This window comes from Collinsella sp. HCP28S3_E12 (assembly GCF_052065595.1).
Classification (GTDB): Bacteria; Actinomycetota; Coriobacteriia; order Coriobacteriales; family Coriobacteriaceae; genus Collinsella.
This window is the reverse complement of the sequence record NZ_JBQHTS010000023.1, coordinates 1-15,442: the sequence shown is the minus strand read 5'-3', so window position 1 is coordinate 15,442 and position 15,442 is coordinate 1. Positions and strand designations below refer to the sequence as shown.

15 protein-coding genes and 4 tRNA genes are annotated in these 15,442 nt (G+C 59.3%); 18 read left to right on the top strand and 1 reads right to left on the bottom strand.

Annotation, left to right across the window (positions count from 1 at the left end; translation table 11 throughout):
• The 14 genes from ACTNBY_RS08400 (at position 1) to proC (ending at position 12,459) form a co-directional block, all read left to right on the top strand.
• The gene (locus tag ACTNBY_RS08400; protein ID WP_441064130.1) at positions 1-468 is read left to right on the top strand and encodes a TadE/TadG family type IV pilus assembly protein; all 468 of its coding nucleotides are present in this window, start codon (positions 1-3) and stop codon (positions 466-468) included.
• Positions 440-2,605: a hypothetical protein gene (locus ACTNBY_RS08395; protein WP_441064129.1), complete on the top strand. Its 2,166-nt coding sequence runs from the start codon at positions 440-442 to the stop codon at positions 2,603-2,605. The genes ACTNBY_RS08400 and ACTNBY_RS08395 overlap by 29 nt, the downstream gene beginning before the upstream one ends.
• A complete protein-coding gene (locus ACTNBY_RS08390; protein WP_154517658.1) occupies positions 2,605-3,081 on the top strand; it encodes a hypothetical protein in 477 nt (158 codons plus the stop codon). Before ACTNBY_RS08395 ends, ACTNBY_RS08390 begins: the two co-directional genes overlap by 1 nt.
• Positions 3,078-3,437: a DUF192 domain-containing protein gene (locus ACTNBY_RS08385; RefSeq protein ID WP_427748305.1), complete on the top strand. Its 360-nt coding sequence runs from the start codon at positions 3,078-3,080 to the stop codon at positions 3,435-3,437. The genes ACTNBY_RS08390 and ACTNBY_RS08385 overlap by 4 nt, the downstream gene beginning before the upstream one ends.
• Positions 3,438-3,595: 158 nt before the next feature.
• Positions 3,596-3,668, top strand: a tRNA-Phe gene (locus ACTNBY_RS08380).
• A 602-nt stretch (positions 3,669-4,270) separates the two neighbouring features.
• Complete coding sequence (locus tag ACTNBY_RS08375) at positions 4,271-5,332, top strand: glycoside hydrolase family 5 protein (RefSeq protein WP_427728410.1); 1,062 nt, start codon at positions 4,271-4,273, stop codon at positions 5,330-5,332.
• A 6-nt stretch (positions 5,333-5,338) separates the two neighbouring features.
• The gene (gene rsmI / locus ACTNBY_RS08370) at positions 5,339-6,217 is read left to right on the top strand and encodes a 16S rRNA (cytidine(1402)-2'-O)-methyltransferase (protein WP_441064127.1); all 879 of its coding nucleotides are present in this window, start codon (positions 5,339-5,341) and stop codon (positions 6,215-6,217) included.
• A gap of 69 nt (positions 6,218-6,286) precedes the next feature.
• Positions 6,287-7,888: a methionine--tRNA ligase gene (gene metG / locus ACTNBY_RS08365; RefSeq protein ID WP_441064126.1), complete on the top strand. Its 1,602-nt coding sequence runs from the start codon at positions 6,287-6,289 to the stop codon at positions 7,886-7,888.
• Positions 7,889-7,995: 107 nt separating this feature from the next.
• The gene (rsmA, locus tag ACTNBY_RS08360; RefSeq protein ID WP_441064124.1) at positions 7,996-8,856 is read left to right on the top strand and encodes a 16S rRNA (adenine(1518)-N(6)/adenine(1519)-N(6))-dimethyltransferase RsmA; all 861 of its coding nucleotides are present in this window, start codon (positions 7,996-7,998) and stop codon (positions 8,854-8,856) included.
• Entirely contained in the window at positions 8,846-9,763 is a 918-nt protein-coding gene (locus ACTNBY_RS08355) for a TatD family hydrolase (RefSeq protein WP_441064122.1), read from the top strand. Before rsmA ends, ACTNBY_RS08355 begins: the two co-directional genes overlap by 11 nt.
• A 43-nt stretch (positions 9,764-9,806) precedes the next feature.
• A tRNA-Leu gene (locus ACTNBY_RS08350) sits at positions 9,807-9,893 on the top strand.
• 306 nt (positions 9,894-10,199) lie between these two features.
• Complete coding sequence (locus ACTNBY_RS08345) at positions 10,200-11,138, top strand: SPFH domain-containing protein (protein ID WP_117848150.1); 939 nt, start codon at positions 10,200-10,202, stop codon at positions 11,136-11,138.
• Between the two features lie 6 nt (positions 11,139-11,144).
• A complete protein-coding gene (gene rlmH / locus ACTNBY_RS08340; protein ID WP_370450649.1) occupies positions 11,145-11,615 on the top strand; it encodes a 23S rRNA (pseudouridine(1915)-N(3))-methyltransferase RlmH in 471 nt (156 codons plus the stop codon).
• A 73-nt stretch (positions 11,616-11,688) separates the two neighbouring features.
• Positions 11,689-12,459: a pyrroline-5-carboxylate reductase gene (gene proC, locus ACTNBY_RS08335; protein WP_441064120.1), complete on the top strand. Its 771-nt coding sequence runs from the start codon at positions 11,689-11,691 to the stop codon at positions 12,457-12,459.
• Positions 12,460-12,615: 156 nt separating this feature from the next.
• Here proC and ACTNBY_RS08330 read toward each other — a convergent pair whose 3' ends face one another.
• On the bottom strand, positions 12,616-12,789 hold the full coding sequence (locus tag ACTNBY_RS08330; RefSeq protein ID WP_195838594.1) for a DUF6724 family protein: 174 nt from the start codon (positions 12,787-12,789) through the stop codon (positions 12,616-12,618).
• A gap of 111 nt (positions 12,790-12,900) precedes the next feature.
• On the opposite strand from ACTNBY_RS08330, the gene serS reads away from it, so the two are divergent.
• From serS to ACTNBY_RS08310, 4 genes are all read left to right on the top strand, one after another.
• Positions 12,901-14,184 (top strand): serine--tRNA ligase, encoded by a 1,284-nt coding sequence (gene serS / locus ACTNBY_RS08325; RefSeq protein WP_427729163.1) that lies wholly within the window; start codon positions 12,901-12,903, stop codon positions 14,182-14,184.
• 173 nt (positions 14,185-14,357) lie between these two features.
• A complete protein-coding gene (locus ACTNBY_RS08320; protein WP_441064119.1) occupies positions 14,358-14,735 on the top strand; it encodes a hypothetical protein in 378 nt (125 codons plus the stop codon).
• 74 nt (positions 14,736-14,809) lie between these two features.
• Positions 14,810-14,886: transfer RNA gene (locus ACTNBY_RS08315), tRNA-Arg, on the top strand.
• 352 nt (positions 14,887-15,238) lie between these two features.
• Positions 15,239-15,315 (top strand) — tRNA-Arg (locus ACTNBY_RS08310).
• Positions 15,316-15,442 lie beyond the last annotated feature (127 nt).

The following is a 15,442-nucleotide window of genomic DNA, read 5'->3' as shown; positions in this document are numbered from 1 at the left end:
GTGCGCGAGGATTGGGCGCAGTCCACGGTCGAGGCTGCCTTTTTGCTGCCGACGTTTTTGACGCTCATCCTGCTTGCGCTGCAGCCGGTGTGCCTGCTCTATACGCGTGCGGTCATGGAGTCTGCCGCCGCCGAGACGGCGCGGCTCATGACCACGACGACGGCGGAGGACGACGACCTCAAGGAGTTTGCCCTCCGCCGTCTCGCCGCGGTGCCCGATGTCTCGATCTTTCACGCCGGCGGACCGCTGTCGTGGGATATCGAGCTTGGCCGGGCGGACGCAGGGGGCGTTTCGTCTGTATCTATCGCGGGTGATGTAAAGCCACTGCCCGTGATCGGCGCGTTTGCGCAGGCCATGGGCAATGTGGGGGGAGGAGGAAATGTTGAGTTGAAAGTCGACGTTTCGTATCGATCGCGTCCCGGATGGCTGGAGGAAGACTATGATTCGTGGATTGCCGCGTGGGATTAGGCGTCGCCTGCTGCGAATGATGCGAGGGCTCGTGTGCCGTTGCCGGTCGAATGCCCGCCGCAAGCGGGGCGGCTTCATGGGCCGCTCCGGTATCGACTTGTTTATCGAGGACGGTGCCTATACTACGCTTTCTTCGGCGGTCGTCATACTTGTGGTGCTTACGCTGCTGTTTTCGTCGACGGCGGCGATATGGAGTATGTCGCGTGCCGGGGATACCCAGGTGGCGGCCGATAGCGGTGCTCTGGCGGGTGCCAACGTGATATCGTCCTACCATACAGCGGCCACGGTGGTGGATGCGAGCATTTTGAGCTTGGGCCTGGCGGGGTTTGCCACAATCGGCACCGGCTTGGTTGCCATGCTGGTGCCGGGTGGGAAAATAGCCGCAAGCGATATGGTCGATACCGGGATTGAGATTATTAAAACGCGCAATAGGTTTGCCAAAAGTGCGTCGGAGGGTTTGCAAAAAGTCGAAACGGCTCTGCCATATCTGGTTGCCGCGCGAGCTACGCAGGCTGTTTCGGCGCAGGATACCGATAACGTGACCTATACCGGCACAGCGCTCGCCGTGCCCAGGACATCGGAGTCGGACTTTGTTGCGCTCGAGGGGTCAGAAATCTCGACCGATGCCATCGAGAGCACCTCAAAAGACCTTGACTATGCTGCCAAGGAACTGAAGAAAGCGTCCGAGAAAACGTCAAAGGCCAAGGAGCGCGCCTGGCTTGCCGACTGCGGCGGATCGGACAGAGGCGCAGTCGGAAGCTGTTCGTGCATGTGGGAACGAGCGAGGAGCTTGGCGAAGCTTTCGGATATTGAGAATCCGCACTATGCCTCGAGTGTCACATGGGAGCCGCAAGTGGCGCTCGATCGCGCGAAGGCCTATTACCGCCGGCGCCTGGCGAATGAAAGGCCGCTTGGTGGGGGTGTAGAGATGGAGGCGGAGTCTGTCGCGCGCAAAGCGTTTTACGCTTATGCAATCGAAGAACTCGATCACTCGTATATTAAAGATGATGGTGAAAAAATCTTACCCCAGATTCCATTCCTGCCACGCACTCCAGATGAGGTGAAGGGAACCCAGCTCTACACCGATGCCATGTGGCCTACGAGTGATATTGGTGGCAAGACATACCTGCACTATGGGACCGGATGCCCCAACTATAAGAATGGGTCGCCGGGCGGGTTGGCATCCGTCGTCGATTACGATGGCCACGATGTGTGCGAGGAGTGCCAATTTGACGTCGTTGACCTGGGTCGCGCCCTCATGCCTCCATCATTTATCGAAAACGGCTTCGAGTATCACTTTGACGAGTTTAAAAGGGCTCTGGAAGATTACGTCGAATGTCGCAACAAAGAGCTCGAGCTTATGCGTCAGACCGAGGACGAGGCCGATCGCGCGGGTAATGCGTTTGACCAGGCCATCAAGGCGCTTTCGGGCGAGCGGCCGCGTATCGCCCCGCCCGGCCGAAACGGCGTGGTCGCCTTTGCGGTCTCGGGCGATATGACCAGTCCCGGTAAGCTCAACTCTTCATTCAATAAGCCGGTTACGCTTGGCAGTCGCGGTGCAATCTCTGCCGCGGTCTTGGCTCCCGACAACGCGACGGCGCAAAACAACGTGCTCTCGCAGTTTTTCTCGACAGTGGAAGAGCGCTCGGGCGGCGTTGCCGGCGTACTCGATGGCGTCATGGATGTTTGGGGACGCCTGCTTGTGGGATACGGAGACATCCAAGGTTCGGCCGACGAACTTATGGACGAGATGATTAAAGACCTAGGAGGGGGCAGCGGCGCGTTGGGCTCCATTGCATCGTGGCTCGGCGATACCGTTTCGGCGTCCGTGGCGGCGCTGGGTTTGGAACCGTGCGACTTGCGCCTGCGAAAGCCGGTGCTGACCGATTCCGCTAACGTCATTAAGAGTCCGGGGTCTGACATTGCCGGTCTCTCTCAAGCGCAAGACAAACTGCGAAGTATTCCGTTGGGCGTGACCGATCCCAAGGCGCTTTGCGAGGCGTTGGAATATCAAGTCGAACGCACCATTAGCGGTACAGTGTTCACACTTGCGGAGATTCCGTTGCCCGGCGGTGGTTCCATCCCGCTTACCGTCGATGTCGCCACGCTGGTTGGCGCTCTGGGCGGTGGGTCGTAATGAGTATCCGCATGCGTCTGCGCGAGGAGCGCGCCCAGGCGACGGTCGAGATGGCAGTGGTCGCTCCCGTTTTGCTGGCGCTTGCGCTCATTGTGTACAACGTCATGGTCTTTGCCGGCGCCGTTGCGCGCTTCGATCGCGTGGTGCCCGATATCGTGCTGGCGCACGCTGTGGCGCCGGAAGGGGAGGGCGACAAGAGCTCTGTCGATGCCTCGGTGCGTGTCCAGTCCGAGATTCAGGCGGCTATGCAGGGCTATAATCTGCAGGTCGAGGTCTCGAGCGAGCAGAGCTCGGCGTCGTCTGACGGCGGCTTGCTCTCTCTGTCCGGGACGTTTAGGACCTATGCCTGCGTCATGTACTATGAGCCGTGGCCTAGATTGCTCAGCATTGCCGGCGTTTCTCTGGGGACGCCGGCGAAGCTGTCGCACGAGCGCGCGGTTACGGTCGATCCGTGGCGACCGGGGGTGGTCATGTGAGCGCCGTCTTGTCTTATATCGCCTACGCGCGTGCGCTCAATAGGCTCGGTTGGTCGCCGGCAGAGTTTATGGTGGCAGAATCGTTTGGCGCACGCTTGCGCGGCATGCTGGGCCGCGTGCCGATTACGGCTGACGGACTGCCGCTCGTCATGGCGTTTCCGTCCTGCTCTTCGGTCCACACCTGTTTTATGGCTTATCCCATCGACATTGCCTTTATTGATTGCAGCGGCAATATCCTTGCACGCTACGAAAATGTCCGCCCCTGGCGCATGTGCTCCTGTCCCGGTGCTTGGGCGGTGCTGGAACGCCCTTCAATCCTTGTATCGCCCGATGTCTTGCAACGAGTGCAGGCTTGAAGGCCCTGGGCGAAAAACTTCTTGCGGCCGGTTGATGTCTCTGACGTGCTGCTTTACAGAACCGAGGCGGTGTCCAAAAACTTTTTTCAAATTCTCGGTTGACCGGAGCGCGTCCTTGGTTATACTAATCAAGCCTTGAAACAAGGCACACCTCAAATGGCTGGGTAGCTCAGTTGGTAGAGCAGAGGACTGAAAATCCTCGTGTCAGGGGTTCGATTCCCTTCCCCGCCACCTTGAATTGACTAGGACCTCTGCGAAGGGGTCCTTTTCTTTTATGTAGCCCCCGCACGGAATCGAACCCCGCGAGGGCGCGGAGCTGAGGAAACGCGATAGCGTTTGCCAGCGTAGCTCGCAAGGCGCGCAAGCGCCGCAGCGGTCCGTCCGCGCAGCGCGCGGACGCGATTCCCTTCCCCGCCACCTTGAATTGACTAGGACCTCTGCAAAGGGGTCCTTTTCTTTTATGTGGACCCGCGGAAAACGCATCCCAGAATTTCAATCCTGAGCGGGATGCGCTTTCCGCTTTAGGGGCGCTTGGGAAAATGCGACCCGGAATGACGTGAAATTACGGGACATGCTTTCCGGTTGGGCCTGCTGGCGGAAAATGCATTCCATTATTGAGCAAAAAACGGGATGCGCCTTCCGGCGCCTGCCTTCGGCGCGCGTGCACATCTTGGCGTACCATCTCGGGTGTGCCCGCCCAGACATTACTCCTACTTTTGCGCCACTTTGCAGACCGTTCGATCGGCTGTCCGTGTGCGCGGGTATACTCAAAACGATACTTTTCCTATGCAATACGATGCGGGTTCGCCCTGCACGATTCGAAGGGGGCCGTGATGGAGAGGATACTCGGCGTTAATCTCTCTGGCTGGTTTATTCCCGAGCCTTGGGTGACCCCGTCGCTGTACGCGGCGACAGGTGCGTCCAATGCGGCGGAACTGCAAGAAGCCATGGGCACTGCTGCCTATAACGAGCGCATGCGTCGCCATTATGAGACATTCGTAAGCGAAGATGATTTTCGCCGTATGGCGCAGATTGGTCTCAATGCCGTGCGTTTGCCGGTGCCCTGGTATGCCTTTGGCTCGCAGGAGTCCGATGCGTCCTACATTTCGGTTATCGACTACATTGACCGTGCAATTGAGTGGGCTGCCAAGTACGACATTCGCGTGCTGCTCGATCTAGCGACTGTGCCCGGTGGCCAGGGCGATTCCAACGATTCGCCCACCACGCCGGAGGCTGTTGCCGAGTGGCATTCGTCCACCAACGGTCGTCACGTTGCGCTCGACGTGCTGGAGCGTTTGGCCGATCGCTACGGCGAAGCCGAAAGCCTGCTGGGCATTGAGCTGCTGGATACGCCGCAGATGAGTGTCCGCAAGAGTCTCTTTACCATGACGGATGGCATTCCGGCGCACTACCTGCGCAACTTCTATCGCGATGCCTACGAGCTCGTCCGTTCGTATATGCCCGAGGATAAGATCGTCGTCTTCTCGTCGTCGGGACATCCCGGCGAGTGGAAGCATTTTATGCGCGGCGCCAAGTACAAGAACGTCTACATGGACCTTCACCTGTACCATTACCGCGACGAGCATGCGCTCGACATCACGAGCCCCCGCGGGCTGACGACGGCGATTTCGCGTAACAAGCGCGAGCTTAAAGAAGCGATTTCAACTGGGTTCCCCGTGCTGGTGGGCGAATGGTCGGGCGCGGCGATCTTTGCCAACTCGTCGGTTACGCCCGAGGGCCGCAATGCCTACGAGCGCGTGTTTATCGCCAATCAGCTGGCTTCGTTTGCGCCGGCTGCCGGTTGGTTCTTCCAAACGTGGAAGACCGAGAAACGCATCGCAGCATGGGACGCCCGCGCGGCGCTCGGTACGCTCGAGCGCGGCATGATTGAATAGGTTGATATGACGCAAAACAGCGCCCATACGGGCAAACTCTATGTGGTCGGAACACCCATCGGCAACCTGGGCGACCTGTCTCCGCGCGTTGGCGAGGCGTTTGCCGCCGCCGATGCGATCTGCTGCGAGGACACGCGCGTGACCTCAAAGCTACTGATGCACCTGGGCATTTCCAAGCCGCTTGTCCGTTGCGACGAGAATGTGATCGCCAGCCGCGCCACCGGTCTGGTCGACCGCCTGCTGGCGGGTGAGACCCTTGCCTTTGCCTCGGATGCCGGCATGCCGAGCGTGTCCGATCCCGGCCAGGCGCTGGTCGAGGCGGCGCGTGAGGCCGATGTGCCCGTCGAAGTTATTCCCGGGCCCTCTGCTTGCGTCACAGCGCTCGTTTCGTCCGGCATTCCCTGCGAGCATTTTTTCTTCGAGGGCTTTTTGGGCCGAAAGCACGGCGACCGCGTGCGCCGTTTGCAGCGCCTTGCCGTGGTGCCCGGCGCACTCATCTTCTACGAGTCTCCACATCGCATCGTGGCGACGCTCGAGGCCGTGGCGGAGGTCTTTCCCCAGCGTGAGGTTGCCGTCTGCCGCGAACTCACCAAGCTGCACGAGGAGGTCTTGCGCGGGCCCGCCGCCCAGCTTGCCGAGGGGCTGCGTGCCCGTGGCGAAGTAAAGGGCGAGATTGCGCTGGTCATCGCGCCACCGAGTGAAGACGAGGAGGCCGGCATCGTGCCGGTTGGCGCAGCGGCAGCGGATCCCGATGAGGCCCTGCGCGCGGATATCCGCGCCGCGCTCGAGGAGGGGGAGCCCGCCTCTGCGGTGGCCAAGCGCCTGTCTCAGAAGTATTCACGCCGCAAGCGCGATGTCTATGCCATGGTGCTCAATATGCAATAGATGGAGGATATCCAGCCCTTGCGTTAGAATCATCCCCTGTATGCAACGTTTTTCTGGAGGACAAACCCCATGGATCAAAGCAAGCCTTCGTTCTTTATCACGACGCCTATCTACTACGTCAATGCCGATCCGCATCTGGGCACGGCTTATTCCACCATCATCGCCGACGTCCAGGCTCGCTATCGCCGCTCCGCTGGCTATAACGTCAAGTTCCTGACCGGCATGGACGAGCACGGCGAGAAGGTCGCCGAGGCCGCAGCCAAGCATGGCATGACGCCGCAGGAGTGGACCGACAGCCAGGCTCCGCACTTCAAGGAGCTTTGGAGCAAACTCGAGATCTCCAACGACGACTTCATCCGCACCACCGAGCCGCGCCAGCATCATGCGGTGCAGTATCTGTGGGAGCGCATGAAGGAGTCTGGCTACCTGTATAAGGGCAGCTACGACGGTTGGTACTGTGTGCCCGACGAGACTTACTTTACCGACACGCAGGTCCAGAAGGGTGACGAGGAATACGGCAGCGTCGGCCAGCACCTGTGCCCCGACTGTCATCGTCCGCTCGAGCGCGTGCAGGAGGAGTCCTACTTCTTCAAGCTTTCCGCCTTCCAGGACAAGCTACTCAAGCTCTATGACGAGCATCCCGATTTCGTCGAGCCTTCATTCCGCATGAACGAGGTGCGTAGCTTTGTCGAGGGTGGCCTCAACGACCTTTCCGTGAGCCGTACGAGCTTTGACTGGGGCATCCAGGTTCCGTTCGATGAGGGCCATGTGACCTATGTGTGGTTCGACGCGCTGCTCAACTACATGACGGCTGTCGGCTACGGTGTCGACACCGACGAGGCCCGTGCCGAGCTGGCCTATCGCTGGCCTGCGCAGTTCCACATTGTGGGCAAGGACATCATTCGCTTCCACTGCGTCATTTGGCCCGCTATGCTCATGGCCATTGGCGAGGCTCTGCCCGAGCACGTCTTTGCCCACGGCTTCCTGACCGTGCGCAATGCCGAGACTGGCAAGGCCGAGAAGATGTCCAAGAGCCGTGGCAACGCCATTGCCCCGCAGGATGTTATCGACATGCTGGGCGTCGAGGGTTATCGCTACTACTTTATGACCGACGTGGTCCCCGGCACCGACGGCGCTATCAGCTTCGATCGCATGGAGCAGGTCTACAACGCCGATCTCGCTAACAGCTGGGGCAACCTCATCTCGCGTTCGCTCAACATGAGCGGTAAGTACTTTGATGGTTGCGCGCCTGCCAAGCCCGCATCGTTCGATGCGTTCGATAACCCGCTGGCAAAGATCGCCGATGGCCTGGCCGAGCGCTACATGGCCAAGATGGACGTGCTCGATTACGGTGGAGCCAAAGACGAGGTTATGGAGCTCATCCACGCCGCCAACCACTACATCGAGGACTCCGAGCCCTGGGCACTTGCCAAGGACGAGGCCAAGGCCGACGAGCTGGCGTTTGTGATCTACAACCTGCTCGAGGCCATCCGCATTGCCGCTCACCTGCTGATGCCGCTCATGCCCCAGACTTCTACCGAGGCCCTGCGCCGCCTGTCGTGCGAGGACGAGGCCGCGAGCGACGACCTCAAGGGCATTTGCGCTTGGGGTCTGCTTGCCGGTGGTCAGCCCGTCGAGAAGGGTGAGCCGCTGTTCCCGCGTCTGGGTTAAGACGCCGCGCGCCATATCGGCAATCTGCTGTTTAGGTGTAAGGGCATGGCCGCAACGGTCCATGCCCTTTTGTTTCAAGACGCCGCCACCATGCTAAGGAGGCAACTATGACAACTTCGCCTTTGGCAAACCCCACGGCAACAAGGGAGCTGCTGGAGGAGTTTGGCCTTGCGACCAAGCATCGCCTGGGCCAGAACTTCCTGATCGACAACCATGTGATCGAGCGTATTTGCGAGCTTTCCGAACTTGCGGGCGATGAGCGCGTGCTCGAGGTTGGTCCGGGCGTTGGAACGCTCACGCTTGCGCTGCTTCAGGAGGCGGCGTGCGTCACGTCGATTGAGGCCGATCCCGAGCTCGAGCCGGTGCTCGATGCCCATGCCACCGACTATGCCAACTTCCGCTTTATCATGGGCGACGCGCTCAAGGTGTGCCCGGAGCAGATTGAGCAGGCCGCGGGCGGTGAGCCGACGGTATTTGTCGCGAACTTGCCCTATAACGTGGCAGCGACGATCATTCTGCAGTTCTTCCAGACGATGCCCGCGCTCAAGCGCGCCGTCGTCATGGTTCAAAAGGAGGTTGCCGATCGCATTGTCGCAACGCCGGGCAACAAGACCTACGGCGGCTATACGGCAAAGCTCGGCCTGTATGCGCAGGTGACGGGTCGCTTTGAGGTGCCGCCGCGCTGCTTTATGCCGGCGCCGCATGTGGATTCGGCCGTCGTGCGCATCGACCGTGTTGACGGCGTAGCACCCGAGGGGCTTGATTGCGAGTTTGTGGCCCGCGTGATTGACGCTGCGTTTGCTCAGCGTCGCAAGACCATTCGCAATTCCATGAGCGCCAACGGCTTTGCCAAGGACGTGCTCGATGCCGCCTTTGAGGCTTGCGGCATCGCGCCCACCACACGCGCCGAGACGCTTGGCGTTGCCGATTTTGTCCGTCTGGCTCAGGAGCTAATCCATGATGCCTAATGACGAGCGCGTGACGTTTACCAAGAAAAAGAAGACGGTTGCTTGCCCCGTGCCCTTGGCGCCGCTTGCCGATACGCACGCGCACTTGCTCTCGTTTTGGGGCAAGGAAGTACCCGAGACGCTTGTGCGCGCCAAGGCTGTAGGCGTCGACCTGTTGGTGACGATTTTTGATCCCATTGCCGACAAACGCAGCGTGACGGACTATAGCGACTGGCTGGTGTGCGAGATTTTGCCGATGCGGGATATTCCGCAGATAAAGTATCTCGCCGGTGTGCACCCCTATGGCGCGCCGGACTATACCGATGACATTCATGCACAGGTCGTTGCTGCGCTTGATGATCCCTTATGCGTCGGTATCGGCGAGATAGGTCTGGACTACCACATGGATTACGACGACGACATCGCGCCGGCGCCCCACAGCGTGCAGATCGACTGTATGGCGCGCCAACTCGAGGTTGCCGTACGCCGCAATGTGCCGGTAGAGCTGCATCTGCGTCATGAGGACACGGACGAGGAGCGCTCCTCGCATGTGGATGCGTACAACGTGTTGCGCGAGGTCGGCGTGCCCCAGGCCGGTTGCGTACTGCACTGCTTTGGCGAGGATCGCGCCACGATGGAGCGCTTTGTGGGTTTGGGCTGCTATATCGCCTATGGCGGCGCGGCCACCTTTAAGCGCAACAATGATGTGCGCGAGGCATTCGCGGCGACCCCGCTCGACCGTATTTTGTTCGAGACGGATTGTCCCTATATGGCGCCGGAGCCCATTCGCGGTCTTGAGTGCGAGCCTGCAATGATTTCCATCACAGCAAACGCGCTGGTTAACGACCGTGTCGATCGTACTGGAGAGAAAGCAGAGGCAATTGCGCAAGCTGCGTGGGACAATGCCCGCAAACTTTTTCAAAAATAGTTCTTGCGTTCACGGTGGCGCTCCGTTATTCTAATTCCTGCACGCGGGCGTGGCGGAATTGGCAGACGCGTACGGTTCAGGTCCGTATGGGGGCAACCCCATGAAGGTTCAAGTCCTTTCGCCCGCACCATTGATTGAAAGAGCTCCCAGCAATGGGAGCTTTTTTGTTATGGGCCCATCGCAGGGACTTGAACCTGCGAAGGAGCGAGCGTCAAGAAAACGCGGAGCGTTTTTAGCGAGCTGGCGAGTCCGCCGGCAGGCGGGCGAAGCCGGTGCGGATCCGCGCAGCGGATACGCGGACGTCCTTTCGCCCGCACCATTGATTGAAAGAGCTCCCAGCAATGGGAGCTTTTTTGTTATGGGCTTCCTGATGGTGTCACATGGCTGCTTTGTGCGGGTATCCTAGTGCCAACGTGTGCCCATCGGAGGAGAGACCATGCTGTTATCCGGTATTATCGCTGCCCTTACGAGCCTTCTACTTCCCATCATCATTTTGTTGCTACTGCTTCCCAACGCCTGCTATGTCGTTGAACAGCAGCATGCTGTGATCATCGAGCGCCTGGGCAAGTTTAACCGCATCGTCAACGCGGGTTTCCACATGAAGGTGCCCGTGATCGACCGCAAGGCCGCCACGGTGAGTCTGCGCACCATGAAAAACGGTTTTGGGATCGACGTTAAGACCCAGGACAACGTGACTATCGGCCTTGAGGTCTCTGCTCAGTACCACGTGAGCTATGACATGGGAGCCGGCCCGGCAGATTCGGGCATCTACAAGAGCTACTACATGCTGCAGGAGCCCGTCGACCAGATGCGCGACTTCATTACCGATGCCCTGCGCTCTTCCATCCCTGTCTATACCCTTGATGAGGTCTTTGCCAAGAAGGATGACATTGCCAAGGACGTCAACGCCACCGTATCCGAGCAGATGGCCGCCTACGGCTTTACCCTCGTGTCGACGCTCATCACCAAGATCGCGCTGCCGACCGAGGTCGAGAACTCTATGAATGACATCAACGCCGCCCAGCGTAAGCGCGCTGCTGCGCAGGAGCTCGCTGAGGCCGACCGCATCAAGCGCGTTACCGAGGCGACCGCCGAAGCCGAGGCAATGGAAAAGGCTGGCGAAGGCATCGCCAACCAGCGCAAGGCCATCGCGCTGGGTATCAAGGATTCGCTCGAGATTATCCAGGAGACGGGCGTCGGCAACGATGAGGCCAACCAGCTGTTCATGTTTACGCAATGGTCCGAGATGATGACGGAGTTCGCTCGCACGGGTAAAACATCGACGGTCGTGCTGCCGAGCGACTTTTCGCAGTCGGCCTCTATGTTCGAGCAGATGCTGACCGCCGGCAAAGTTCAAAACGATTCGAAGGAGTAGGCGCGCGTGAAGTGCACCGTTGTATGCGTCGGTAAGCTCAAAGAGCGTTTTTGGAAGGATGCCTGCGCCGAGTACACCAAGCGCCTGGGCGCCTATGCCAAGGTGGATATGCGCGAGGTGGCCGATATCGACCCGGCCAAGGCGGGCGGCGTGGATGCCGCGCGCGACAAGGAGGGAGCGGCGATTCTTGCAGCCCTGCCGCCCCGAGCGCATGTGATCCTGCTGGCCATTGAGGGCAAAGAGCGCTCGAGTGAGGAACTCTCGGCGCGGCTCGATGATCTTATGTTGCGAGGCAACAGCGACATCGCCTTTGTGATTGGCGGATCGGACGGCGTGAGCGACGATGTTCGCTCACGAGCTGACGAAATGCTCAGCTTTGGACGCATTACCTTGCCGCATAACTTGGCGCGCGTGGTGCTGCTGGAGCAGGTCTACCGCGCCTGCAAGATTAGCCGTGGTGAGCCGTATCACAAATAGGTCGGCAACACGAAACAATGCCGTGGGACAATAGCTCTCGATTTGAAGAACCTGTCTGAGAGGACTATGAGATATGAAGATTGGATTTGTCGGTTTTGGCAATATGGCGAGCGCTATGGCCGATGGCTGGATTGCCGCCGGTGTGGCTGCGAGCGACATGTGTGCCTGCGCGGGCCGTTACGATGCCCTGGTTGAGCGCTGTGGGGCGCGTGGGATACTTGCCTGTCGTGATGCGGCGGAGGTTGTCGCTGTATCCGATATCGTGGTTGCTGCGGTCAAGCCGTACATGATCGAGAAGGTCTTCGCTCCGCTCAAGGATACTCTTGCCGATAAGGTCGTCCTTTCGGTCGCCTGGACTTGGGACAGTGCCAAGTGGGAGCAGGTCCTGCCGGGTGTCGCGCACATCTCGACGGTCCCCAATACACCGGTTTCGGTGGGCGAGGGCGTCATCGCCTGCGAGAAGTCCTCTACGCTCAACGGCGAGCAGCGTGCCGTGGTGCTCGACCTGCTCGGAAAGCTTGGCACTGTCGTTGAGCTCGATACGAGCTTGCTGTTTGTGGGCGGTACCGTGGGCGGTTGTGCCCCGGCATTTGTTGCCATGGCGATTGAGGCCCTGGGCGACGCGGCCGTCAAGCACGGCATTCCGCGCGCCGACGCCTATCGCATTGTGAGCCAGATGGTTCTGGGTACGGCGAAACTGCAGCTTGCAACTGGTCAGCATCCTGCGGCGATGAAGGATGCCGTGTGCTCGCCCGGCGGCGCAACCATCAAGGGCGTCGTCGCGCTCGAGGACGCCGGCATGCGCAGCGCCCTGGTCAAGGCCATCGACGCCACCCTTCAGTAAACCTGCCATTTAGGGACAGGTTTATTTTGGCAGGTTTTTCCTGCGGTTTTATCTCTATAGCGAAAAGCGCCCCGCAACCGGGTTGATACCGGTTGCGGGGCGCTTGCGTTTGCCCAGATAAAACCGACCAAAATAAACCTGTCCCTAAATGGCAGGTTAGTCCCAGAAGCTGTCTTGATCTTCTTCGGATTTGGGCCCGCGGTCGACGTAGAGCTTATGGGTGCGCTTCTCCATTACAAAGGCAAGAATCGCAAACAGCAGGATGCCGCCGGCGAAAAGGATGGCAAAACCGGTGCGGGTGCCAAACAAAAAGGAAAAAACTGCGTCCATTGGGTGCCTTCTTGCGTAGTTGAGTTGGGTCGTAAACGCTCACAAGTATATACTTGCCCATACATGTACAAGGTTGCAACCTAAATGGAATGTATATCGCCGGAGGATCTAATGCTTGATATCAAGTTTGTACGCGAGAACCCCGATGCCATCGATACCGCCATGGCTAACCGCCAGACGTCTTGGGATCGCGAGAAGTTCTTTGAGCTCGACGATGAGCGTCGTGCCGTCATCACCGAGGTCGAGGAGCTCCAGGCCACGCGTAATGCCGAGTCCAAGAAGATCGGCGCCCTGATGAAGGAGGGCAAGAAGGACGAGGCCGAGGCCGCCAAGGAGGCCGTGCGCGCCGTCAACGAGAAGATCGACGGTCTGGCCGAGCGCCGCACCGCTCTCGAGCAGGAGCAGTACGACTTTATGGCTCACCTGCCCAACATCCCCTGCGAGGCCACCCCGTACGGCAAGGACGAGGACGAGAACATCGAGCGCCGTCGTTGGGGCACCCCACGCGTGTTCGACTTCGACTTTAAACCGCACTGGGATCTGGGCACCGACCTCGACATCCTCGACTTCGAGCGCGGCAACAAGCTCTCCGGTAGCCGCTTCACCGTTCTCGGTGGCGCCGGCGCCCGTCTGGAGCGCGCCCTCATCAACTTCTTCCTCGATACGCACACCAGCCGTGGTTTTAAGGAGTGGTGGCCGCCCATCGTCGTCAAGCGTCAGACCATGTTTGGCACGGGCCAGCTGCCCAAGTTCGAGGACGACGCCTATCATGTCTCGGGCGATAACTTCCTGATCCCCACCGCCGAGGTCGTGCTTACCAACCTGCACGCCGGCGAGGTTCTCGATGCCGACACCCTGCCGCGCCGCTACACCGCCTTCACCCCCTGCTTCCGCGAGGAGGCCGGCTCTGCTGGTCGCGACACCCGCGGCATCATCCGCCAGCACGAGTTCGACAAGGTCGAGATGGTCAAGTTTGCCAAGCCGGAGGAGTCCGACGAGGAGCTCGAGAGCATGACCGCCGAGGCCGAGTTCCTGCTTCAGCAGCTGGGTCTTCCGTATCGCGTGATTAGCCTGTGCACCGGCGACCTGGGCTTCTCTGCCCGTCAGACCTACGACATCGAGGTCTGGCTGCCGAGCTACAACGCCTACAAGGAGATTAGCTCCTGCTCCAACTGCGGCGACTTCCAGGCCCGCCGCGCCAACATCAAGTATCGCGATCCCGAGAACTTCAAGGGCTCGCGCTACCTGCACACCCTTAACGGTTCCGGTCTACCGGCTGGCCGCACCATGGCCGCCATTCTGGAGAACTACCAGAACGCCGACGGCACCATTACGATCCCCGAGGTTCTGCGTCCTTACATGGGCGGCCTCGAGAAGATCGAGCCGGTCGCGTAGGTTTGCTGCATAAGCGATTTGCGGGGGCGCCCCTATCCGGGGCGCCTTTTTTGTGCGCGGAGCCTTACCATGTCGCGCGGACAGCTCAATAGAAAACACACGAACAAATGTTCTGTATACGATCGTCTACCTGCTATGCTTTTACTAGATACGAGCGAGAGAAGGGGGATGTGATGGACCTGTTTGATGAGCGGGTAGTTTTGTTTGAGAGCGATGAAGGTGGGGAGCACCTGCTAGTTACGTGTGAGCCATCGGGTATGGGTGGCTTGGTGGTGCGGCAAACGAGCGAGGGTCCGTTGACCCAATGGTGCTTTGAGGAGTCGCCGCATGTAGCCGAGACCTTTGTGACGCACGAAGGGCTTGCAACACTCGAACGGTTCTATGGAGTCGGGACTTCTAACCAGGTGGCACGCATGCTGAGTATCTCGTTTGCCGAGTATGATTGCGCCCAGCGGGTGCGCTCGCTATTGAGGGATCTCGGTGTTGGGTTCGATGTGGTTGAAAAGCCGATCGATCGTATGGGAAACGGTGATACATGCGGAGCTGCATGAGGAAAATGGTCTAGAAAAAAATCAAGATTGTGCTTGACTCCAATTAACTAAAATGGTTTCATATGTCTTGCGCTGCGGCGTTACCTCAGCTGGATAGAGGGTCTGACTACGAATCAGAACGTCATAGGTTCGAATCCTATACGCCGCACCAATCGAACTTGAAGCCTCCGGCAACGGGGGCTTTTCTTTTTTGGAAGCCATGCATGGATTCGAACCTCGGTCGAGGCGCGAGCGTAAAGAAAACGCGGAGCGTTTTTAGCGAGCGGGCGAGCGCGCCGGCAGGCGGGCGAAGCCGGTGCGGATCCGCGAAGCGGATGCGCGGAATCCTATACGCCGCACCAATTGACTTTAAAGCTCCCGGCAACGGGGCTTTTCTTTTTTGGAAGCCATGCATGGATTCGAACCTCGGTCGAGGCGCAAGCAGCATAATCACCACATCGTAAAATTTTTTCAAATTGTCGCTTGACCCGTCGGGGCCTCGCGTGCATAATAATCCGTGCGTTGCGGCGTTACCTCAGCTGGATAGAGGGTCTGACTACGAATCAGAACGTCATAGGTTCGAATCCTATACGCCGCACCAATTGACTTTAAAGCTCCCGGCAACGGGGGCTTTTCTTTTTTGGAAGCCATGCATGGATTCGAACCTCGGTCGAGGCGCGAGCGTAAAGAAAACGCGGAGCGTTTTTAGCGAGCGGGCGAGCGCGCCG

Excerpts from the sequence above, each read along its gene's own strand:
- ACTNBY_RS08395 (WP_441064129.1), top strand. The coding sequence starts at position 440 with ATGATTCGTGGATTGCCGCGTGGGATTAGGCGTCGCCTGCTGCGAATG.
- ACTNBY_RS08355 (WP_441064122.1), top strand. The coding sequence starts at position 8,846 with ATGATGCCTAATGACGAGCGCGTGACGTTTACCAAGAAAAAGAAGACG.
- rsmI (WP_441064127.1), top strand. The coding sequence starts at position 5,339 with ATGACGCAAAACAGCGCCCATACGGGCAAACTCTATGTGGTCGGAACA.
- proC (WP_441064120.1), top strand. The coding sequence starts at position 11,689 with ATGAAGATTGGATTTGTCGGTTTTGGCAATATGGCGAGCGCTATGGCC.
- metG (WP_441064126.1), top strand. The coding sequence starts at position 6,287 with ATGGATCAAAGCAAGCCTTCGTTCTTTATCACGACGCCTATCTACTAC.
- rsmA (WP_441064124.1), top strand. The coding sequence starts at position 7,996 with ATGACAACTTCGCCTTTGGCAAACCCCACGGCAACAAGGGAGCTGCTG.
- ACTNBY_RS08330 (WP_195838594.1), bottom strand. The coding sequence starts at position 12,789 with ATGGACGCAGTTTTTTCCTTTTTGTTTGGCACCCGCACCGGTTTTGCC.
- ACTNBY_RS08320 (WP_441064119.1), top strand. The coding sequence starts at position 14,358 with ATGGACCTGTTTGATGAGCGGGTAGTTTTGTTTGAGAGCGATGAAGGT.
- ACTNBY_RS08345 (WP_117848150.1), top strand. The coding sequence starts at position 10,200 with ATGCTGTTATCCGGTATTATCGCTGCCCTTACGAGCCTTCTACTTCCC.
- ACTNBY_RS08390 (WP_154517658.1), top strand. The coding sequence starts at position 2,605 with ATGAGTATCCGCATGCGTCTGCGCGAGGAGCGCGCCCAGGCGACGGTC.
- ACTNBY_RS08375 (WP_427728410.1), top strand. The coding sequence starts at position 4,271 with ATGGAGAGGATACTCGGCGTTAATCTCTCTGGCTGGTTTATTCCCGAG.
- serS (WP_427729163.1), top strand. The coding sequence starts at position 12,901 with ATGCTTGATATCAAGTTTGTACGCGAGAACCCCGATGCCATCGATACC.